Here is a 20,662-nt window from a genome sequence, read left to right on the forward strand (position 1 = left end):
CAACCGACGTCACCGACGGTTTCATGTCCGCGCGTTCGGAGTACTCCCGCATGGATCTCCGCACCGCGACGTGGACGGACGTTCGGGACTGCGATACCGATCTCGCGGTCGTCCCCGTCGGGAGCACGGAACAGCACGGGCCCCACGCGCCGCTCGGAACCGACGTCGTAACCGCCGAAGCGATCGCCGACGCCGGCTGCGACCGGATCGACCACGAGGTCGTCCGCGCGCCGGCGATCCCCGTCGGCATCGCCGAGGAGCACCGCCAGTTTCCCGGGACGATGTGGGTCTCGGAGGACACGTTCCGAAACTACGTCCGCGAGGCCGTCGAGAGCCTCGCCTTCCATGGCTTCGATCGGATCGTCATCGTCAACGGTCACGGCGGCAACGTCGACGCGCTGCGGGAGGTCGGCGGCACGATCACGCGCAGCGACGACACCGACGCCTACGCCGTCCCCTTCACCTGGTTCGAGGCCGTCGGCGAGCACTCGAGCGACATGGGCCACGGCGGCCCCCTCGAGACGAGCCTCCTCCGGCACCTCGAGCCGGACCTGGTCCGCGAGGACCGCATGGACGAGGCGCAGGCCGGCGCCGCCGATCGGTGGGGCGAGTGGGTCAGCTATGCGAATCTGGCCTACGATTCGGCGGAGTTCACGGAAAACGGGGTGGTCGGCGACCCCGACGAGGGCGACGCGCGGCGTGGCGAGGAACTGCTCGAGTTGGCGGCCGACGCGCTAGTGCGGTTGCTCGAGGCGGTCGCCGAGCGCGACGTCTCACGACCCGAGCGCCGGTAGTCACAGTCGACGCCGTTACAGGACGCTCGAGCAGGTGCAGGTGAAGTAGTTGGTGAACGGTGGTCCGATACAGTGTCGTTCGTCGGTCGGAGCGGGATTACTCCTCGTCTTCGTCGTCTTCGGACTCGGCCTCCGCCTCATCCTCTGCGTCCGCATCGTCGCTCGGACCTGCACCCTCGAGCGTTCCGCGAAGCGCCGGAATCGTCGAGGTGAGTTCGCCCACCTGCTCGCCCGCCTCGGAGATATCTTCGATGGCCTCCTCGAGGTCGGCGATCTCTTCCTCGAGGTCGTCGGCGTCCTCGAACGCGTCGGCGCGCTGGCCCATCGTGAACCACTTCTTGGCGTCGCGGAGGTGATCCTCGGCGTCGCCTGCGTCTAGTGCGGAGTTGAGCCCGTTGAGCACGCCCAGCACGTTGTCGGCGTCGGCCTCCCAGACGTCGTCGGCGTCGGGCAGCGCCGCCCAGGCCTCGGCCAGCGAGGATTCGACGTCCTCGCGCATCTCGTTGGCTGCTTCGCCGAACAGTTCCTCGTCGTCGCCGAACGTCGCTTGGCTCATGTCACCACCTTTGCGGGGCCCGAGGTTAAAAGGTCGCCCGAAAGTGAAAGTGAAACCGGGCCCTTGAGGGGCGATACGCGCCGAACTGCGGATGGATTTCGAAAGGCTTCTCGAGGGGCGATCGGACCGACGGCCGAGCGGTCGCCCGTCGGCCGATCGGCGGCGTATTAGCTCGAGTCGGCGTCCGCGTCGCGAACCGAAACCACCCGCATCAGCGGGTAGCCGTCCTCCATTTCCATCCGAGTGACGACCTCGCAGTCCTCGTAGTCGACGACGATCTCGACCTCGAGGAAGCGGCCCGTCAGTTCGGTGTAGTCGGCCGCCGAGTCGGCGAGTTCCGCCTCGAGGGCGTCGCGCCGAACCTCGACGGTGACGTCGGTACAGTGGGGCTGGTTCTCGATCGCCTCCTCCATGGCGGTCTCGATGCTCGCGGCGCTGTCAGGCGACAGCGGCGTGCCAGCGAACTGGTGGTAGAGCGTGCCGAACTTGATGCCGGCCTCGAAGCAGGCGGCTTCGGCGGTGGTCGGCGCGGTGTCTGCCATACGGGACCCCTCGCGTGCGGCCGGGAAGGGAATTCCGGTCCGCTCGAGGCCGCCGGTCGGGGACGCGTGTCAGCGCCGGTCGCACTGCCGCCGAACCGCATGGTACTTATCGCCGCTTTCCCTTCCACCCAACAACGAATGGCACAGTCAGTCCTGCTCACGGGGGCTGCGGGGCGGGTCGGAGACGCCATCCTCGGCGGCCTCGCGGACGAGTACGAGTGGCGATTGCTGGATCGGGACCCGCCGACGGAGGACTACCCGGGCGAGTTCGTCGTCGCGGACATCACCGACGAGGAGGCCGTCCGCGAGGCGATGGAGGGGGTCGACGCCGTGATCCATCTCGCCGGCGATCCGCGTCCGGACGCGCCGTGGGACAGCGTCCTGACGAACAACATCGACGGCACTCAGACCGTCTTCGAGGCCGCCGTCGACGCGGGCGTCGAGAAGGTCGCCTTCGCGTCGTCGAACCACGCCGTCGGCCACTACGAGACCGACGAGCGTACGCCCGAGATGTACCGCGCGGACGACGACTACCTGCTCGACGGCACCGAACTGCCCCGGCCGGGCAACCTCTACGGCGTCTCGAAGGCCGCGGGCGAGTCGCTCGGACGGTACTACCACGACGAGTACGACCTGTCGGTCGTCTGCGTCCGCATCGGTAACCTCACGAAGGACCACCCGCCGATCGACTATGAGCGCGGACAGGCGATGTGGCTCTCCTACCGCGACTGCGCGCACCTGTTCGATCGCTGCATCGCGGCCGACTACGGCTACGAGATCGTCTACGGCATCTCCGACAACGACCGCAAGTACTACTCCCTCGAGCGCGCTCGAGAGGTGCTGGGCTACGACCCGCAGGACAACTCCGCGCGCCACGACTGACCGGCCCGACCAACAGCCGCAATCGATATCGTTTCGTCCGTCGACGGGAGCGCATGGAACTGAACGGTCGACAGACGGTGCTTGGACTGTTCGCGACGATCGGAATCCTGGTGGCGCTATTCTCCGCGAGTCCGATGCCGACGTACGCCGTACTGATCGTTCTCGCGAGTTTCCTGTCGTTCGGCGCGATCGTGTTCACGCTCGGCGTCATGTATGGCACGTACCGCGGGAGGACCGCGAGAGCGTCACTCGAGTGAGCGTCCGCCGGGTGTCGACGGACTCGGACGGCGCAGTCGCGCCTCCCGGTGAACGGATCGACGGGAACCGACCGAAAACGGAAGCGGCGAGTTCGGTGACGGTTCGTTACCGTCGGACGGTACTATCCCTCGAGTTCGCAGGCGGGACTACAGAACTCCTTTTGCGCCGCGTTGGCGTCGGGATAGGCCTTGAATTCGTCTCCACACTGTTCGCACGTGACGGAAACGAAGTCGGACATGGTTCGTCCGAACATTCGGTCTCGAATACGAAAACGTACTGGATTCTCCGCCTGCGCTCGCACTCGCGCTAAAACAGCCCCTCGACGTCTTCCTCCTTCGCTTGCCGACGTCCGACGTGGTCGGTCAGCCGTTGAAAGATTATCCCGCGGTGTGCAGCTTCGCGAACGAAGTCGAACAGCAGCGTGATGAACTGACTGTCGTCCGCACCCTGCTCGAGATCCCGTTCGGCGTATTCCCGCGCCTGCTCGACCGGGTCCAGGTCGAACCCCAGCTCGTCGGCGAGGATCGGGGCCGCGATCGCGGTCGGCCCGAACGCGAGGTCCGCGAGTCGCGGCGTCGTCCCCTCGTGCTCGAGGCGCACCGGCGGGCGCCGCTCGATCACCTCCGGGTCGGCCGCGAGCGCGGCGAGGTACGCGCGGACCGCTTCGAGATTCAGCTCGCGGTAGTCCGCCGGTAGCCCCTCGAGGTACTCGCCGGCGCTTTCGGCCAGGCCGACGGCGCCCTCCCAGTTGCCGTCGCGGGCGTGGTGGATCGCTGCAGAGAGTTGAATCAGTCCGTGTAGCAGCCGCTCGTCGTCGGTCCCGTCCTCGCACTCGAGCCACCGGTCCTCCCAGGCGTCGTGGGCGGCGTGGTAGCGGCCGTCGTTGTAGATCGCGGCGCCGGCCCGGAGCAACTCGCGCATATCCGCAGTTGGGGCTCGAGACTCGAGAACGTCACGGACGGCTACGGTTGCGCCCGCGCGAAGCGTCCTCCGCGGCCGACCGTACGCGGTACTGCGTCGCCGTCGACGGGGATCGGATGGGGTGGGGACGGGGTATAAAAAATGCCGGATACGTGCCGCCTCCGGCGGGGCGGGCAGACAACTGTCGAAACGGGGAGCGGGACGCCGAGCATCCCGACCGGTTATTCGCCGCCACCGGTCAAGGCGGTACTCGACGAAACGGCGATATCGCCCATTAGTATGGGCCGGGTTCCGCCTCTAGGTGCCGGCAACGCCGAGCGTAACTGCCGTCTAACCGAATTCATTCGCTCGCGTCGCTCAATATCGGTCGCCGGCCGAGGCTATCCTTCGAACCCGTCCTCCCACCGGAACGTCCCGTTCCGCTGCACGACGTCGCCGTCGATCTCGAGCCGCGAATCCTCGCTCACGTCGGTGATCAGATCGACGTGGACCGCCGACTCGTTGCCCGACTCGCCCTCGGGGAGGCAGGCGTCGTAGGCCCGGCCGAGCGCCAGGTGGACCGTCTCGCCCATCTTCTCGTCGAACAGGATGTTGTCCGTGTAGCGGTCAATGCCGCGGTTCATCCCGATACCGAGTTCGCCGAGGCGGCGCGCACCGTCGTCGGTCTCGAGGATGTCGCCGATCACGTCCGCGCCCTGCTCGGCGCCGTAGTCGACGACCTCGCCGTCCGCGAACTCGAGGCGGACGTTCCGGACGGCCTCGCCGCGCAGCGTCATCGGGACGTCGAAGGTGACCTCGCCCTCGGTGGCGTAGGGCGCGGTGAAGACCTCGCCGCTGGGGAGGTTGTGCGAGTCGTAGGCGACCGAGGCGGCGCTGTTGACCGCAGTGCGATCGTCGATCGCCATCGTGAGGTCGGTGTCCCCGGAGACGAGCCGAACCTCCGAGCCGTCGTCGAGCAGGTCCTTCAACTGGGCCATCTCCTCGGCCAGCGACTCCCAGTCGCGGAGGATCGCGTCGTAGGCGAACTCCTGGTACTCCTCGTAGGCCATGTTGGCCTGCTGGGCGAGCGACCGCGTCGGGTGGACCGTCGAGACCCACCGCGTGTCGAAGCGGGCTTCGCGGATCTCGGTGCGGGCGTTCCCGTAGGCCTTCCGGGTGTCGCTCGACACGTCGGCCGTCGCGCTCGTGTTCCGGCCGCCGCCGAGCGAGAGGTAGACGTCCGCGTTTTCGAACAGCGCGCGCGCGTGGGCCGGGTTCTCGTCGAAGTCGCCGTCGTGGGCCCGCAGGTAGGCGCGCGTGATCTCCCCGGAGCCGTAGGTCGCGAGCAGGTTCGCGCCCCGCTCGCCGAGCGTCTCGGCGACGGCGACGGCCAGTTCGTGGGCGTCGGGTCCGACCGAGAGAACGACGTCGTCCCCCTCCTCGACGCGAGCGCTCCAGTCGACCAGTACCTCGGCGTGTTCGCGGACGCGTTCGTCCATACCCGTTCCTCTCGAGCGCGCCACTAAACGCTCTCCGTTCGGAACGAGGCCGCAGGCCGCGAAAGCGGGATCGAATCGAGCCGGAAAATCAGGCGGCGTGGGCGTCGTCGGCTGCGATTCCTTCCCGCGAGCGGACGAGCGAGACGATCGCGTAGACGATCGGCGTGTCCAGCACCGCGATCGCGAACTTCAGCAGGTACTGGCCGACGATCAACGAGAGGAGAACGTTGGTCGGGAGGACGGCGCCGACGCCGAGCACGGTGGGTGCGATCGCGAAGGCGACCGAGACGAAGATGACGGTGTCGATCGCCTGGCTGGTGGCCGTCGAGCCGATGTTGCGAAGCCAGAGCATCCGCGCGCCGGTCGCCTCCCGAATGCGGTGGAAGACGATCACGTCCCAGTTCTGGCTGACGACGTAGGCCAACAGGCTCCCAATGACGACGTTCGTCGACGCGCCGAGCGCCGTCTCGAAGGCGGCGGGATCGACGCTCGAGGGCGCGGCGGGTGCGGCGATCGTCGACCAGACGAGCGCGAGGACGACGAAGTTCAGCAGGAACCCGACGTTGACGACGATCTGGGCCGCGCGGCGGCCGTAGAGCTCCGTGTAACAGTCGCTCGCGAGGAACGTGAGCGCGTACGCGAGCGCGGCGCCAGGCAGCGCGAGCTGCGAGCCCGTGATCGGCAGCGCAACGGGTAGTTCGAACGCGAGCACCTTCGACGCGGTTAGCTGGGCGGTGACGAGCGCCGCGACGAACAGGCCGATCAGCGCGACCTGCGCGACCGTCGGCGCGGAACCGGCTCGTGAGTGACTCATATCGTCGGCTCGCAGTCGGATACACCTAAACGATACTATTCGAGTCGGACTCGAGTACGCCGTCGTTACTCTCGAGTGCGGATCGAAGGGTGGCCGAACGATGATCGAGCGATGATCGTGACCGACCGATCGAACGCGGACCCGTTCGTCCCCGCTCGATCGAGGGTGGTTTCTGACCGATTGGCCACTTCCGAAATCGCCGCCATCACCGCCCGTATCGCCGCCTCCCCTTTCGGGACGAATCGACGCCACGCCCGGAACTCGCTCGAGCGTCGCGACGGACGCCGCTCGCGGACGGACGACGGCCGATCGCTGGAGCGAGTAACGGCGTCGTATCGAGTTCGAATACGATCGTTTCCGACCGATTTCGCTCCGCCCGAGTACCGTTTGCCCAGTTCTACCGAAAATTGTATTTCTTTCAGAATTCTAACCGTAGCACAACTGTTATACGTGTGGCCCCGGTCCGTACGGTTGCAATGGCGAAAGGCAACGTTGATTTCTTCAACGACACAGGCGGTTACGGTTTCATTTCGACTGAGGACGCGGACGAGGACGTATTCTTCCACATGGAAGACGTTGGCGGCCCGGACCTCGAAGAAGGCACAGAGATCGAATTCGACATCGAACAGGCCCCCAAGGGCCCCCGCGCCACCAACGTCACCCGCCTGTAACACGGTGCTTCGCGTTCGGTAACGGGTTTCAGCGGACGAATTCGTTTTTTGGGACGCTACCGCGTCAGTGACGACGCTGGCCGACCGACCGATGCCCGCTCGAGCGCCGGTCCGTCGTGTCACGAACACGAGTTATTACGATACCGGAAACGCCCAGTACGCGGTCTAACGCTGTATTAGTCCGCTTGAAACCGTCTGCAGGGGCCTGATACGCCATAGATAACAAATAGTCGCTCTCTTGGTGTGATCACACGGGTGAAACATGGACGATCTGACCGGATTCCAGCGGGATCTCCTGTACGTCATCGCCGGCGCCGACCAGCCGTCGGGCCAGGACGTCAAAGACGAAATCGAGTCGTACTACAGCGCCGACATCAATCACGGACGACTGTATCCGAACCTGGACACCCTCGTCAACAAGGGACTCGTCGAGAAGGGACAGCTCGATCGTCGGACGAACTACTACGAGATCAGCGATCAGGGGGTACAGGCGATCGAGGAGCGCCGCGAGTGGGAACGACAGTACATCGAGGAGTGATCCTGATGTCCCTTCGCCGTCCGTTCTAGCTGGTGTAGCTCGACGGCCTCCGGAACGCGCTCCGACGGGCGCAGCGCCGAACACGGCCGCGGTAGCGCGTCGTTCGTGGAGATCCGTCAGCTGGACCGGTGTCCGGAGCGGAGCGTGCGTGAGAGCGAGCGCGACGGTCGTCGACGTCACCGTCCGCGCCAGTCGCTTACTCCTGGTGTCGAACGCGCACCATCCCGCTCGAGGTGACGCCGATGATGAGCGGCGTCGACACCTCGCGTCCCGTGACGGCCGATCCGGCGGCGTCGCTGACGACCTTCATCAGGTCCGGCGCGGTGTAATCGACCTTGACGCCGACTTCGTCGCAGGCCTCGTAGACGAGATCGGGCACGTCGTACAGGTCGGTTCCCTCGGGCACGCGGACGCGAACCGGCGCCCGAAGCGCCTCCGCGAACGCGACCGTCTCGCGGGCCTTCTCCAGATTTTCGCGCGCGCTCGACTCGATCGAGGAGACGTTCGCGCGCGACGTGCCGAGCGCATCGGCGATGTCCGCCTGGGAGATCCCCCGCTCTCGGAGTGCGAGTACCTGCGCCTGGCGGTACGTCAACACGCTCGAGTCGGGATCGAACCCGATCTCCTCGAGGAGCTCCTCGACGTCTTCGATCATGGCCACGGTGACCACCGTCGGTCGAATCGACTCGGCCGCGCGCTCATACCCGGTCCTATGACGCGGTAGGATCAAAGCTTCCCCGGTCTCGAGGCGTCCGCGTCGCTCGTTCGCGGGTGCAGTTCGAGGCTCGAGGGTCAAGGATCGAGAGCCGAGGGCGTTCACGCCCGAAAAGCGAGCGCCGAAGCGCTGAATCCGATCGACCGCCGCGGTTTCGCGACGCGACGACCGGCGACTGTCTGTCGCTGTCCGCCCGACTACGAGCCCCAGAAGTTCTCGCGGCTGCCGAGCCGTTCGCGGCGGGTCGCGCTGTCCGTCTCCTCGTCGTCCGCTGCGGCCTCGTCTGCGTCCGCGTCGCCGTCTGCACCGTCGTCCGCCTCCTCGTCCTCGCCCTCGTCCGCGTCTGCGTCCATCGGCAACTGCTCGAGCGTTTCCGCGCGAGCGTGGTTGCTGTGTACCTGCGTGATCTCGACGCGAGCGCGACACTCGGGCAGCAGGCCGTCGACGAGGACGATGAAGCCGTCCTCAGTGCGGCCGACGCCGGCGCCGCTCTCGTGCATGTCGACGATGTCGAGTTCGACCTCCTCGCCGGCTTTGACCGGCTGGGTCTTCAGGTCCTCGATGGGCTGGTTGTAGTGCTGACACCACTCCTTGCCCCCCCGGTCACCGTAGTGCTGGCACCCCATTCCCGAGATCCGTTCGGAGAAGCTCGGACAGTCGTCGGCGAGCGGACAGTCTGCCATGGATCGTAGTACCGGTGGCGACGTTAAACCGTTTCCGTCTCGCATGCGGCGGGAACGACCGTCCGCTCGCCTAATCCGCTGTTACTGATCGCCGGCGGTGACCGCTCCCGTCTCTCGACTGCTCCTCGCGTTCCGTCGGGGCCTCCTCGAGCCGGTGCGGTGCCGTTCCGCCGACATCCTCGAGCCGCTGACACCGTTCGACGCCGTCGGTTCCGCTGCGGCGTCCGACGAAGAAACGGTAAACGCGGCGTGGATTGTTTCGAAAACGTTTACGGCTGGGACGTGGAGCCATACCCCATGAAAATACTCGTCACCGTCAAGGAAGTCGCCACCGTGGACGACGAGTTCGAGATCGAGGGGACCGAGATCGCCGAGCGGTACCTCGGCGCCGACCTGAACGAGTGGGACGACTACGCCGTCGAGGAGGCCGTCCAACTCCAGGAGGCGGGGATCGCCGACGAGGTCGTCACCGTCACTATCGGCCCCGAAGACTGCGAGCAGACGATTCGGCAGGCGCTCGCGAAGGGGGCCGACCGTGCGATCCGCGTCTGGGACGACGCGCTCGAGGGGATCGATCTCCTCGACGTCGGCGCCAAGACCGAACTCCTCGGGGCCGTCATCGAGGACGAGGACCCCGATCTCGTCCTAACCGGCGTTCAGGCTGGCGACGACAGCTTCGGCGCGACCGGCGTCTCGGTCGCCGAGGCGCTTGGCTACGAGTGGGCGGCTGTCGTCAACCACCTCGAGCACGACTTCGAGGACGGCACCGCCTCGGTCCGGCGCGAACTCGAGGGCGGCGTCGAAGAGTTGACCGAGGTCGAACTGCCGGCGGTCCTGACCGTTCAGACGGGGATCAACGAGCCCCGGTACGCAAGCCTCCGGGGAATTCGTCAGGCCCAGCGCAAGGAACTCGACGTCGTCGGACTCGCGGACCTCGGCCTCGACGAGGCGGCGATCGATCCGGAACTCTCGCTGACGGACATGTACGAACCCGAAAGCGAGAGCGACGTGACGGTCTGGGAGGGCGACGCCGAGCAGACGGCCGCGGAGCTCGCCGACCTGCTTCGCGACAAGGGGGTGGCACAATGACCGACGTCCTCGCGGTCGCCGACCACCGACGCGGCGAGTTGCGCGACGTCAGTTACGAACTGCTCACCGCCGGTCGGCGACTCGCCGACGAGACCGGCGGCGACCTCCACGCGGTCGTCATCAGCGGCACCGTCGACGACTTCGCATCGAAACTCGACCGCGAGGGCGTCGACGTCGTCCACACCGTCGACTACGGCGAGGAGTTCAACCACGGCGTCTACGCGCAGTCGGTCACCCAGCTCTACGACCGGCTCGCGCCCCGGTACGTCCTCACGCCCAACAGCGTCAACGGATTGGACTACGCGCCGGCCGTCGCGACCGCCCTCGACCTTCCGATCGTCACCGACGTCGTCGACCTCGAGACCGACGACGAGACCCTGACCGCCACCCGCGAAATGTACGGCGGGAAGGTCGAGACGACGACCGAACTCGAGGGCCCCGCGGTCGTCACGATCCGCGGCGCGGAGTGGCCCGCGGCCGAGGGAACCGGCGACGCTACGATCGAGCCCGCCGACGTCACGATCGACGAGGACGCACTGGGCTCGACCGTCAACGGCTTCGAGGAGGTCGCCGGCGGCGACGTCGACATCAGCGAGGCCGACGTGCTCGTCTCCGTCGGTCGGGGAATCGAGGAGGAGGAGAATCTGGATCTCATCTTCGACCTCGCGGAGGCGCTGGACGCGACGGTCTCCGCGTCGCGGCCGATCGTCGACAACGGCTGGCTGCCGAAGAACCGGCAGGTCGGCCAGTCGGGGAAGGTCGTCACGCCCGACGTCTACATTGCGATCGGCATTTCGGGGGCGGTTCAGCACGTCGCCGGCATGAAGGGATCGGACACGATCGTCGCGATCAACACCGACCCCAACGCGCCGATCATGGACATCGCGGACTACGCGATCGTCGACGACCTGTTCGACGTCGTCCCGGCGCTGACCGAACAGTTCGGCGACTGACGCCGCTCGCTGCTCGCGGCTCCGGCGCCGCGGTCGCGGCTGCGAGGGGGCCGTCGGCGCCGAACGCGTCGTATCGGACCTCGGACGCGTCTCAGCGTCCGATCGACGGCCGCCCGAGCCGCGTTCTACTCTGAATCTTTTCGAGACATGTTCACGTAGATATAAAAAACATTTATTGTCCGGTGTTAGTCTCTATCCATCATGACTGGAGTACTGCGGAAACTCGTGCCGAACTTCGTCCGGCGGCGGTACGCCGTGAAGTTCGGGCTCGTCTTTTTCGTCTTCGGGTGTACGATCGGCGCGACCGTTCTCCTCGGCGCGGGGCAGATCCGACCCGCCGTCTACCCGTCCACCGAGGCCGAACTGCAACTGTACGGGGCCGTCGTCGGCGGCGGCGGGCTCCTCACCGGACTCGTCGGCGCCGCCGTCGGCTGGAACGTCTCCCGCTCGATCGGCCGGCTGGAGCGGCAGGCGGCGCGCCTCGAAGAGGGCGACCTGAGCGTCGACCTCGAGTCCGATCGGATCGACAGCGTCGGGCGACTGTACGATAGTTTCGACCGGATGCGCACCTCGCTGCGGACCCAAATCCAGACGGCGATCGAGGCCCGCGAGGAGGCCGAGGAGGCCCGCGACGAAGCCGAACGCCTCAACGCCCGCCTCGAGGCGACGGCCGACGAGTACAGCGACGTGATGCAGACCGCGGCCGCGGGCGATCTCACCGCGCGGATGGATCCCGACGCCGAGAACGAGGCGATGGCCGCGATCGCGACCGAATTCAACGCGATGATCGCCGAGCTCGAGGCGACGACGGCCGAGGTCAAGTCCTTCGCGACCGAGGTCGCGACCGCCTCCGAGGAGGTGACCGCCTCCAGCGAGGAGGTCCGGTCGGCCTCCGGGCAGGTCGCGGAGTCGATCCAGGAGATCTCCGAGGGCGCCGACCGACAGAACGACAGTCTCCAGTCGGTCACCCGGGAGATCAACGGCCTCTCGACGACGATCGAGGAAATCGCCGCGTCCTCGAACCAGGTCGCCGAGCTCGCCGAGCGAACCGCACAGACCGGCGAGCGCGGCCGCGAAGCCGCTCAGGAGGCCATCGAGGGAATGCAGGAGATCGAAACCGACTCCGAGTCGGCCGTCGCGGAGATCGAACGGCTCGAGGAGGAGATGGACCAGATCGACGAGCTGCTCGAGTTCATCACCGAGGTCGCCGAGCAGACCAACATGCTGGCGCTGAACGCCAACATCGAGGCCTCGCGCTCGAGTAGTTCCAACGAGGGGTTCTCGGCGGTCGCCGGCGAGGTCAAGGAACTCGCGGAGGACACCCGCGAAGCGGCGGCCGACATCGAGGATCGCCTCGAGCAGATCAAGGCACAGACCGACCGGACGGCGACCGAGGTCCAGCGGACCAGCGACCGGGTCTCCGAACACACGGACTCGATCGAACGGGCCGCGGACGCGCTCGACGAGATCGCCGACTACGCGACCGAGACCAACGCCGGCGTTCAGGAAATCTCCGACGCCAGCGACGAGCAGGCGGCCTCGACGCAGGAGGTCGTGGCGATGGTCGACGAGGTCGCGACGATCGCCGAACGGACGAGCGCGGAGAGCGAGACGGTCGCCGCCGCCGCGGAGGAGCAGACGACCGCGCTGACGGAGGTCTCTCGCAGCGCCAGCGAACTCGCGAGTCGGGCCGCGCACCTCTCGGAGACCCTCGACAGCTTCGAGACCGACGCGGACGTCGAGACCGCGGACGTCGGAACTCCGGACGTCGGGACCGCCGATATCGGAACCGCGGACGCCGCGGCCGACGCCCTCGCCGACCTCCAGTCGGAGTCGCCCGTCGATTCGGACGCCGGCCCTGGCGAGGCCGACGGCGACGACCCGCTCGAGGCCGACTTCTCGAACGAAACGTGGGCGAGCGACGACGCCGCCGGGGACGACGAAGTGATCTCCTTCGACGAGTCGGGCGTCGGGCTGAACGAGTCCGAATCTGAACCGTCGCAGGGGTTCTCGAGCGATGCGGGCGATGCAGGTGCTGCGGACGATCGGAACGACACGACGGACCAGAACGACCAGAACGATCGAGACGGCGCCGACGCGATCGAGGACGCGGAGGACGGCGACGCGCGAGACGACTCCGACGCGACAGAGACAGACGACGGGACCGATCCGCTCTCGGACTCGTTCCAGTTCGACCGCTCGGACGACGAGTAATCGAGCCGCCGAACCGTCACCTACTTTTTCACCCTCCCCTTACGCCCGCCAATGGAACTTCTGGAGCGCCGTCGGGCGCTAATCGAGGAGCGTCTCACCGACGTCATCGACGGGGTCGATCCCGAGACGCTCAACGAGGAAGTTCGCCACGTCGCGCTGTCCGGCGGGAAGCGCGTGCGGCCGATGGTGACGGTGTTGGCCTGCGAGACGGTCGGCGGGACGGCCGAGGACGCCGTCGAGTTCGGCGTCGGGATCGAACTCGTCCACAACGCGTCGCTCGTCATCGACGACATCATCGACCGCTCGGAGCTGCGCCGGGGGACGCCCAGCGCCTGGGCGGAGTTCGGCCACGGGCCCGCGATCATCGCCAGCGACGGACTGCTCGGCGAAGCCTTCAGCCTCTTTTCGGCGGATCCGGACGCGACGCGGGTCGTCGCCGACGCGATGGTCGAACTCGGCATCGGCGAGGCGACTGAACTCTCCGCCAAACCCGATAACGAGGCGGAGTACATGACGCTGGCTCGCCGCAAGACCGGCGCACTCTTTCGCGCCGCGGCCGAACTTGGCGCGATCGCCGCCGACTCCGACCCGGTCACCGTCGAGGCGTTGGGCGAGTACGCCGAGCGCGTCGGGATCGCCTTCCAGATCCGGGACGACGTGTTAGACGCGGTCGCCGACCCCGAGGAACTGGGGAAACCGACCGGCCACGACGCCGCCCTCGAGCGCCCCTCGGTCGTTCAGGTGACGGACCTCACGCCCGAGGAAGCGAACGCACGCGCGCGAGCGGAGGCCGACCGCGCGATCGACGCGCTCGACCGGATCGAGGTCGCCGATCCGGAAGCCGAGGAGTACCTGCTCGAACTGGCGGAGTTCGTCGTCGAGCGCGAGCGATAAGTTCCGTTCTGCCGGTGCCGTCAAACGCTGTCGGCCTGACGCCGTCCGTCCGCGTCCGTTTCCCCCTCCGAGTCGCCCTCCGAATCCGCGTACCGCGACTCGAGGACGGCGAATGCGAGCGTGCTCGCGATTCCCAGCAACGTGCCGGCGGTCAGCGCCGTCGCGAGGTAGCTGATCTCCACCTTATCGAGGAAGAAGGCGCTGACCGCGTGCAGGACGAGCGCGATCGAGACGACGTAAAACGGCGCGTTGAGGTACCGCCACTCGAGGGCGCCGGCGATGTACTCGTCGGTGATCTGTCCGAGGCTGGTCGTCACGCCGGCGGCGGCGAGCCACCGGATCGAGCCGTTGACCAGCGCGGCGAGCATGACCGGCGCGCTGACCTCGCCGGCCGTCGACTCCCGGACGGCCTCGAGTTCGTTCACGCCGCTGACGCCGCCGAGGACGAACAGGGCGGCGGCGACGACGTACGCGAGCAACGTCGTCCGGCCGGCATACAGCGAGCGCCGGGCGCGTTCGACCGCGATGTCGAGGCGATCGCCCAGCCGTAACCCGCGGGAGATGAGATAGAGTCCGAGCAGCGCCGAGGTCGACCCGAGGACGAAGCCGGGCATCTCGAGGGCGCTGCCGATCAGCGCGAGCGGGTAGATGAGAAGCAGGATGCCGAGCGGGATCAGGACGGTCCCGCGGGTCTCGGGGTCGTCCAACACCTGTTTGATGGTGTAGTACATCGACTCGAGGTTCTGGGCCTGCCGGACGACGACTCGCCGGACGCCGTCGATGGGGACTCGCGACCGGATGACGGGAATGACGGATTCGTCCTGCGCGCCGTCGGTGATGACGAGGGCGGTGACGTCCTCGGCGGTCGAGAGGCTCGCGAGGACGGTGTCGACTTCGTCCCCGACCTCGCGGTTGGCGGCGACGTCGCCGTCCTCGTTGCCGGTGACGACGGCGACTTCGACGCTCTCGTCGCGCTCGTCCAGATCGTCGTAGACGTGGAGCCCCTGAAAGATGACGTTGACGTCGGAGTCCTCGGGGTCTTCCGTCGCCAGTGCGATCGCCGCCTCTTCGACGGGGTCGCGGCCGATCACCGGCGTCGTGAAGCCGGTCTTGCGACCGAGGTCGTCGTCGAGGTCGACGCACAGGACCAGCAGCATCGTCCGGTGGTTCGCGGGCGCGGTATTTCCGTTTTCTGGGTTTGCGAGCGATCGCCGCCTGCCGCGGTGATCGCGTCGACTGCGGCGCGGCCGGTCGTAAGCCGATATTACCGCGTGCGGTTCTCGCCGCCGTCCGGCCCCGGCGGCGGGCCGTCCGAGAGCGGTGCGGGGAGACGGAGGACACCCACTCACACACCGTTTCGAACCCGGTTCGCTTATTCCGCTGGAACCGCTCAGTGCGAGTAGATGATCTCAAAGGGCTGTGAGCAGTGCGCGAAAGGCGGCAAGATGGTCCTATTCGTCTACGGTTACTGCGACCAGCGCGACTGCTTCTACTGCCCGCTCGGCGAGAACCGCAAGAACGTCACCGACGTCTACGCGAACGAGCGACAGGTCGAGGCCGACGAGGACGTCATCGCCGAGGCCAAGCGGATGGACGCCCTGGGAACCTCGATCACCGGTGGCGAACCCCAGGAGGCGCTGGACCGGACCTGCCACTACCTCTCGCTGCTGAAAGACGAGTTCGGCGAGGACCACCACACCCACCTCTACACCGGCATCACCGGCGGCCGCGAGAACATGCGCCGCCTCTCCGAGGCCGGCCTCGACGAGATCCGGTTCCACCCGCCCTACGAGCAGTGGGGCGACCTCCACGGGACCGAGTGGGAGGACATCCTTTACATCGCCCGCGAGGAGGGCCTGACGCCCGCCTTCGAGATTCCCGGCATTCGTGCGGAGGAGGAGTTCCTCGAGTTCTTGGACGAGGGCGCCGCCGACTTCTGTAACGTCAACGAGTTCGAGATGTCCCAGGGGAACTACCGCCGGATGCAGGAGCAGGGCTTCGAACTCAAGGAAGACCACATGAGCGCCGTCGAGGGCTCCCGCGAGGAGATCCTCGAGGTCATGGGCGACCACGAACAGGTCTACTTCTGCACCTCGGTGTTCAAAGACGCTGCCCAACACCGGCGCCGCCTGAAGCGCATGGCCCGCAACGTCCGCCGGGAGTTCGACGACGTCACCGACGACGGGACGCTCGTCTACGGGAAAACGTACGCCGACCCCGAGCGCTTCGAGGAACTCGGCGTCCCCGAGGAGTTCTACACCGTCAAATCGAACCACATCGAGGTCGCCTGGTGGCTCCTAGAGGAGATGATCGAGGAGGGCGACCTCGAGGACGGCGAAATCGTCGAGCAGTATCCGAGTTACGACGGCCAGGTCGTCGAGCGGACGCCGCTGGCTTAGGGACGTGCCATTCCGCGAGCGGCGCCTATAGTTTCGTTCGAGTTCTCGAGCGGCGTTTCAGTTCGAATCGCAAGTATGAGTCTCGGATTAAAGAGCGGTGAGCGGACCGCAACCCTTCAGGAGGCTACCTGCAAGCGGGCCGTCAGTCAACTTCGGTCGGATCGACTTCGGGCAGCGTGATGAGATTCTCCCGTCCGATGCGCAGCTTGTCTATCTCGCCGTCCTCGTCCATCTGAGAGAGCAACTGCGAGACCTTCGCGTTCGACCAGCCGGTTTCCTTGACGATCGTCGCCTGTTTCATCCGCCCGCCGTTTCGCTTGAGCATCCGGTGGACGCGCTCCTCGTCGCTTAACAGCTCCGGATCGATATCGTCGTCGGCCTCCTCGTACTCGAGTTGAGTCTGGGACGCCGCTGCCGTCTCGCTCGTCGAATGAGCGCCGATATCGGTCGCCGATTCGGTACCGTCGCCGCCAACGTCGGGGTCGGATCCTGCGTTCGTCGCCGACGACGTGTGGCCCTGTACCCGCTCGAGGAGCGGAATGCGATCGATCGGCAGTTCGGAGCGGTCGGACCGGGTCGCATATCGGTAGGCGAAGTAGCCGCCGATCCCGGCGGCGATTAGAACTCCGATCGCTGACCCGACGAGCCAGACCGAACCGGGCAGCATCGCTCCCATATCCGAGGGACCCCGGAGGAACACGATTTCGAGGTCCCCCTCCTCGAACTGATGGGGGCCGTCCCACGAGAGCGAGGTCGGCGTCTCGAGCGCGTAGTTTGGCGGGGCTTCGACGACGAGCCGTTGGCCGTCGTACAACGGTAACCAGCTTCCGGTCTCGTTGTCGGGCGTTTGCAACGCGTCACCGAAGTAAATACGGTCGCCGTCGACGGTCGCGAAGTTCGTCCACGTAAAGGAGTAGGTGATGACGCCGATTCGCGTCCCGTCGTCGAACTCGTCGCTTTCGGGCTGTCTGATCTCCGGTTCGTCCCAGCCGGCGTTCCGGAGTTCCATCTCTCGCCCCGTCGCCGTTTCCGCCTGCGTGACGTACCGTTCGAATAGCTGGACGTCGTACCCTGAGTCTATTCGTCCCGTTTTGACGGCGTCGGCGAACTCGCGAAAGGTGTCCGCGTCGTCGTCGTCGGTGATGAGAAAGCGGGACTCGATTTCCCAACGGACGTCACCGTCGCTCGAGACGTTCAGCCGAATGATCTGCTTCGGGTCGGCGGCGGGGAGCGGCGTCTGCGTCTGGGACTGGACCGTGGCGTGACTCGAAGGGGACACGGAGTAGTGATCGTAGTCATTGGAGGTGGAGGGGAAACCGGTAGCACCGGTATCGGGGCCAGTGACTGCCGCTGAGGGGGACCGATCGGAAACTGCTTCCGAACTGGCCGCCGGCACCGAAGCGGCAGCGACCGCCGGTCCCAGCGCGGCCGTCGCGAGGAGGGCAGTAAGGGCGATCGTAACGGCGGTGGATAACCGCATGCGTACCAACGGGTGGTCCCCCCGGGGAAAAAACCCTTTCCATCGAAAATAAAACGTCATTGGCCCTCGTAAAACGTCGTGAAACGTCATCACAGTTAATGATGTAAATACGTTAGTTCCGGTAACGTCGCAATAGGCGGTCGGTAACTGGTGCGACCCTCTTTTATATCAGGAGGGCATACGGTACGGCGATGACCCGCGCGCTACCTGCCCTCCTCACAGTAGTCGTTCTTTTTTCTCTTCCTGCGACGGCTCCGGTCGGGGCGGACGCTCCCGTCGAACTGGCGAGTCAATCGGACGGACAACAGATCGATCAGCAACGGACGCCGGTCAGCGTGGAGAACACGACGAACCGGCTTCAGCTCGCCGGCGAAACGACCGGCGGATACGTCGAGTACTCTCCGAACCTCGGTACGGCGCTGGCGAACGCCGACGACGAGCTTCGAATCGATCACGAACAGTACGTCATCGCCGAGGACGGCTTCGACGAAGCCAGCGCCGCCGAGCGCGAGGAGATGATCGAAGCCGCCTACGACCGGATTCAGGACCGCGTCGAGGCGCTCGAGGACCGCGAACAGAGCGCCATCGACGCGTACGTCGCCGGGGAACGAAGCGAAACCGAGGTGCTCGGAACGATCGCCCGAAACTACCACGAGGCGGTGTTGCTCGACGAGGCGATCAACGACCTCGAGACCAAGTCCTACCGGACGTCCGGCTACTCGTTACCGTCCGATCAGGTGCGAGCCGATCGAACGATCCTCGAGGCTCACCGGACGGAACTTCGAGCGGAAATCGCGATGACGTCCGAATCGGAGACGTACTCGCTCCTGCTCGAGGCGTCGGCGAACGGAAGCGGATACCGTCTCTCGGCGATCGACGGCAGCAATTATCTCGTCGAGACCGTTCGGTTCGATAATCGCGATCTATCCCAATCTGACCTGTTCGTCGAGTACGAGTCGATCGATCGCGCCGATTCGCTCTATCCGTGGGCGGCCGACTCGATCAGCGGCGATTTCCCGAGTTCGCAGGACCACAGTACGCTGAAGAACCTCTACTGGATCGAATACGCTCACGAGCAGGGTAACCTCGAGGTGTATCTCGACGGCGGAACCGGAAACGTGTACCGGGAGATCCAGGTCCTCTCCGTCAGTGCGCTGCCCGTGACCGACGAACGGACGCACTCGGAGGACGGGATCGAACTATCGATCGACAAAACGGCCGTGAACGGACCGGCCGAGATCACCGTCACCGATTCGGCGACCGACGACCCGATATCGGCGACGATCTCGATCGACGGGTTCGAAGTGGGAACGACCGATCCCGACGATGGGACGCGCTGGATCGTTCCGCCGAGCGGCGACCAGTACGAACTGCAGGTCGAGACGTCATCCGAAACGTTCAACGTGACCGTTTCGTCTCCTGATTCCGGGACGAACGCGAGTCGTTGAGCGGACGGCTATTCTCGATCGTCGTTTCGTGCCGTGTGCGGTGAAAGGCGAACGTTCGAGCCGCCGCTTCGATCCGACTGTTTATATCGGTATCCGCGACCAAAACGGGCGTGATCAGGCGAGCGTCGGTTCGCAGGTCTCCACCCGATCGAAGCGTCAGTTCCGTCGTCGGCACGGTTCTCCTGCTCGTCATCGCGGTCTGTGTCGCGGGCGTCGTTCTGGCCGGCGTTTCGACGTGGACGCCCGCGTCACCGGCGGCGACGACGGCGTTCGAACTCTCGGCCGATAGCGACCGATCGACGGTTACGATCGAACACCGCGTCGGCGACGCGATCGACGTTCGCGAGCTGTCTGTCACGGTGATCGTCGACGGGACGGAACTGGCCGAGCAGCCCCCGGTCCCGTTCGTCGGCGCGGCCGGCTTCGACGGCGCGCCGACGGGGCCGTTCAACGCGAAAGGCGATCCGCAGTGGAGCGCCGGGGAGCGAGCGTCGTTCGCCGTCGCCGCGACGAACGAGCCGCCGATCGAGATGGGGGATTCGGTGCGGGTCAGGCTTGTCGTCGACGGGCGGGTGATCGCGGACCTCGAGGCGATCGCGAGGTAGCTTATTCCGGCGCGCGGCCGATCGTCGTGATCGCGACGTCGGGATCGTAGGACGGTCCCATGAACGCGTGTTTCACGTCCTCGAAACCGGCTCTTTTGAACATCGCGTCGGCCTCGTACTCGTCGTAAAACAGCATTATCGAGTCCGCCAGATACTGGGCGAGGAGGTTGTCCGGGTAGTTCGGGCCGACGACCAGCACCTGACCGCCGGGTTTCAGGACGCGGCGGAACTCCCGCAGGGCGAGGATCGGGTTCGGCCAGTACTCGATCGAGCCCGAGGACCAGACGACGTCGAAGGTGTCGGTCGCGAAGGGGAGCCGCTCGGCGTCGCCGCGGTGGAAGTGGACCGGCGGCGCTCGCTTGCCGAACTTCGCGTAGGCCTGCTCGAGCTGGTGTTCGCTCTGGTCGAGCGCGTAGATCTCGTCGACGTGCTCGAGCAGCCCCTCGGTGGCGAAGCCGGTGCCGCAGCCGACGTCGAGCACGGTCATGTCCTCCTCGAGATCGAGCAGACCGAGCGCGTCCTCGCGCATCTCCTCGGTCCAGACGAAGGGGTTCACCTGGTCGTAGACCTTCGAGAGGTACTTGTAGAACAGCCGAGCCCGGGCTTTGTTCTCGAGAATTCCCATTGGAAGCGACTTTCGGGGCGATCGGGATATGTCTGCTGTTCCCGGTTCGGTTCGGCCCCGATCGGTAATCCGCTACTACTCGCCGATCGCGCGACCGGTGCGC

At 66.2% G+C, this 20,662-nt stretch carries 21 protein-coding genes and 1 pseudogene; 12 read left to right on the top strand and 10 right to left on the bottom strand.

The annotated features are described in order from the left end of the window. Positions 1–50: 50 nt before the first annotated feature. Positions 51–794: a creatininase family protein gene (locus ACYQ26_RS04255; RefSeq protein ID WP_459807337.1), complete on the top strand. Its 744-nt coding sequence runs from the start codon at positions 51–53 to the stop codon at positions 792–794. Positions 795–891: 97 nt separating this feature from the next. Here ACYQ26_RS04255 and ACYQ26_RS04260 read toward each other — a convergent pair whose 3' ends face one another. Together ACYQ26_RS04260 and ACYQ26_RS04265 are read right to left on the bottom strand one after the other, a co-directional pair. Next, positions 892–1,350 (bottom strand): DUF5790 family protein, encoded by a 459-nt coding sequence (locus ACYQ26_RS04260; protein ID WP_459807340.1) that lies wholly within the window; start codon positions 1,348–1,350, stop codon positions 892–894. 167 nt (positions 1,351–1,517) lie between these two features. After that, positions 1,518–1,892 carry a dihydroneopterin aldolase family protein gene (locus ACYQ26_RS04265; RefSeq protein WP_459807343.1) on the bottom strand — a complete coding sequence of 125 codons (375 nt, stop codon included), beginning with the start codon at positions 1,890–1,892 and terminating at the stop codon, positions 1,518–1,520. A gap of 138 nt (positions 1,893–2,030) precedes the next feature. Between ACYQ26_RS04265 and azf the strand changes: the two genes are divergently transcribed. Further along, a complete protein-coding gene (azf, locus tag ACYQ26_RS04270; RefSeq protein ID WP_459807344.1) occupies positions 2,031–2,774 on the top strand; it encodes an NAD-dependent glucose-6-phosphate dehydrogenase Azf in 744 nt (247 codons plus the stop codon). A gap of 53 nt (positions 2,775–2,827) precedes the next feature. Beyond that, entirely contained in the window at positions 2,828–3,031 is a 204-nt protein-coding gene (locus ACYQ26_RS04275) for a DUF7333 family protein (RefSeq protein WP_459807347.1), read from the top strand. Positions 3,032–3,338: 307 nt separating this feature from the next. On the opposite strand, the gene ACYQ26_RS04280 is transcribed toward ACYQ26_RS04275, so the two are convergent. The 3 genes from ACYQ26_RS04280 to ACYQ26_RS04290 all read right to left on the bottom strand — a co-directional run bounded on the left by ACYQ26_RS04280 (position 3,339) and on the right by ACYQ26_RS04290 (position 6,245). Beyond that, positions 3,339–3,953 (bottom strand): DUF309 domain-containing protein, encoded by a 615-nt coding sequence (locus ACYQ26_RS04280; RefSeq protein WP_459807350.1) that lies wholly within the window; start codon positions 3,951–3,953, stop codon positions 3,339–3,341. A gap of 380 nt (positions 3,954–4,333) precedes the next feature. Then, a complete protein-coding gene (locus tag ACYQ26_RS04285; RefSeq protein WP_459807353.1) occupies positions 4,334–5,431 on the bottom strand; it encodes an aminopeptidase in 1,098 nt (365 codons plus the stop codon). 88 nt (positions 5,432–5,519) lie between these two features. Further along, a complete protein-coding gene (locus tag ACYQ26_RS04290) occupies positions 5,520–6,245 on the bottom strand; it encodes a queuosine precursor transporter (protein ID WP_459807356.1) in 726 nt (241 codons plus the stop codon). 476 nt (positions 6,246–6,721) lie between these two features. On the opposite strand from ACYQ26_RS04290, the gene ACYQ26_RS04295 reads away from it, so the two are divergent. Both ACYQ26_RS04295 and ACYQ26_RS04300 read left to right on the top strand, forming a co-directional pair. Continuing rightward, entirely contained in the window at positions 6,722–6,916 is a 195-nt protein-coding gene (locus tag ACYQ26_RS04295; RefSeq protein ID WP_013879331.1) for a cold-shock protein, read from the top strand. 262 nt (positions 6,917–7,178) lie between these two features. Further along, a complete protein-coding gene (locus ACYQ26_RS04300) occupies positions 7,179–7,454 on the top strand; it encodes a PadR family transcriptional regulator (protein WP_013879332.1) in 276 nt (91 codons plus the stop codon). A 196-nt stretch (positions 7,455–7,650) separates the two neighbouring features. Here ACYQ26_RS04300 and ACYQ26_RS04305 read toward each other — a convergent pair whose 3' ends face one another. Both ACYQ26_RS04305 and ACYQ26_RS04310 read right to left on the bottom strand, forming a co-directional pair. Then, complete coding sequence (locus ACYQ26_RS04305) at positions 7,651–8,109, bottom strand: Tfx family DNA-binding protein (protein WP_459807761.1); 459 nt, start codon at positions 8,107–8,109, stop codon at positions 7,651–7,653. Between the two features lie 257 nt (positions 8,110–8,366). Further along, entirely contained in the window at positions 8,367–8,852 is a 486-nt protein-coding gene (locus ACYQ26_RS04310; protein ID WP_459807361.1) for a TRAM domain-containing protein, read from the bottom strand. Positions 8,853–9,149: 297 nt separating this feature from the next. On the opposite strand from ACYQ26_RS04310, the gene ACYQ26_RS04315 reads away from it, so the two are divergent. The 4 genes and pseudogenes from ACYQ26_RS04315 (at position 9,150) to ACYQ26_RS04330 (ending at position 14,002) form a co-directional block, all read left to right on the top strand. Continuing rightward, complete coding sequence (locus ACYQ26_RS04315) at positions 9,150–9,941, top strand: electron transfer flavoprotein subunit beta/FixA family protein (RefSeq protein WP_459807364.1); 792 nt, start codon at positions 9,150–9,152, stop codon at positions 9,939–9,941. Next, positions 9,938–10,894, top strand: a complete 957-nt coding sequence (locus ACYQ26_RS04320) for an electron transfer flavoprotein subunit alpha/FixB family protein (RefSeq protein WP_459807367.1) — start codon at positions 9,938–9,940, stop codon at positions 10,892–10,894. Before ACYQ26_RS04315 ends, ACYQ26_RS04320 begins: the two co-directional genes overlap by 4 nt. A 399-nt stretch (positions 10,895–11,293) precedes the next feature. Next, positions 11,294–12,643, top strand: a pseudogene (locus ACYQ26_RS04325) (methyl-accepting chemotaxis protein); the annotation flags it as partial. 516 nt (positions 12,644–13,159) lie between these two features. Further along, entirely contained in the window at positions 13,160–14,002 is an 843-nt protein-coding gene (locus tag ACYQ26_RS04330) for a polyprenyl synthetase family protein (protein ID WP_459807370.1), read from the top strand. Positions 14,003–14,022: 20 nt separating this feature from the next. Here ACYQ26_RS04330 and ACYQ26_RS04335 read toward each other — a convergent pair whose 3' ends face one another. Next, entirely contained in the window at positions 14,023–15,159 is a 1,137-nt protein-coding gene (locus ACYQ26_RS04335; protein WP_459807372.1) for a DUF373 family protein, read from the bottom strand. Between the two features lie 246 nt (positions 15,160–15,405). On the opposite strand from ACYQ26_RS04335, the gene ACYQ26_RS04340 reads away from it, so the two are divergent. After that, positions 15,406–16,401, top strand: a complete 996-nt coding sequence (locus ACYQ26_RS04340) for a radical SAM protein (RefSeq protein WP_459807374.1) — start codon at positions 15,406–15,408, stop codon at positions 16,399–16,401. Between the two features lie 142 nt (positions 16,402–16,543). On the opposite strand, the gene ACYQ26_RS04345 is transcribed toward ACYQ26_RS04340, so the two are convergent. Further along, on the bottom strand, positions 16,544–17,680 hold the full coding sequence (locus ACYQ26_RS04345; RefSeq protein ID WP_459807377.1) for a helix-turn-helix transcriptional regulator: 1,137 nt from the start codon (positions 17,678–17,680) through the stop codon (positions 16,544–16,546). Between the two features lie 392 nt (positions 17,681–18,072). Between ACYQ26_RS04345 and ACYQ26_RS04350 the strand changes: the two genes are divergently transcribed. Then, entirely contained in the window at positions 18,073–19,329 is a 1,257-nt protein-coding gene (locus ACYQ26_RS04350) for a DUF7096 domain-containing protein (protein ID WP_459807380.1), read from the top strand. A 110-nt stretch (positions 19,330–19,439) separates the two neighbouring features. Continuing rightward, the gene (locus ACYQ26_RS04355; RefSeq protein ID WP_459807383.1) at positions 19,440–19,934 is read left to right on the top strand and encodes a type IV pilin N-terminal domain-containing protein; all 495 of its coding nucleotides are present in this window, start codon (positions 19,440–19,442) and stop codon (positions 19,932–19,934) included. Position 19,935: 1 nt separating this feature from the next. On the opposite strand, the gene ACYQ26_RS04360 is transcribed toward ACYQ26_RS04355, so the two are convergent. Then, positions 19,936–20,559 carry a methyltransferase domain-containing protein gene (locus ACYQ26_RS04360; RefSeq protein ID WP_459807386.1) on the bottom strand — a complete coding sequence of 208 codons (624 nt, stop codon included), beginning with the start codon at positions 20,557–20,559 and terminating at the stop codon, positions 19,936–19,938. Positions 20,560–20,662 lie beyond the last annotated feature (103 nt).

This window comes from Halopiger thermotolerans (assembly GCF_054654555.1).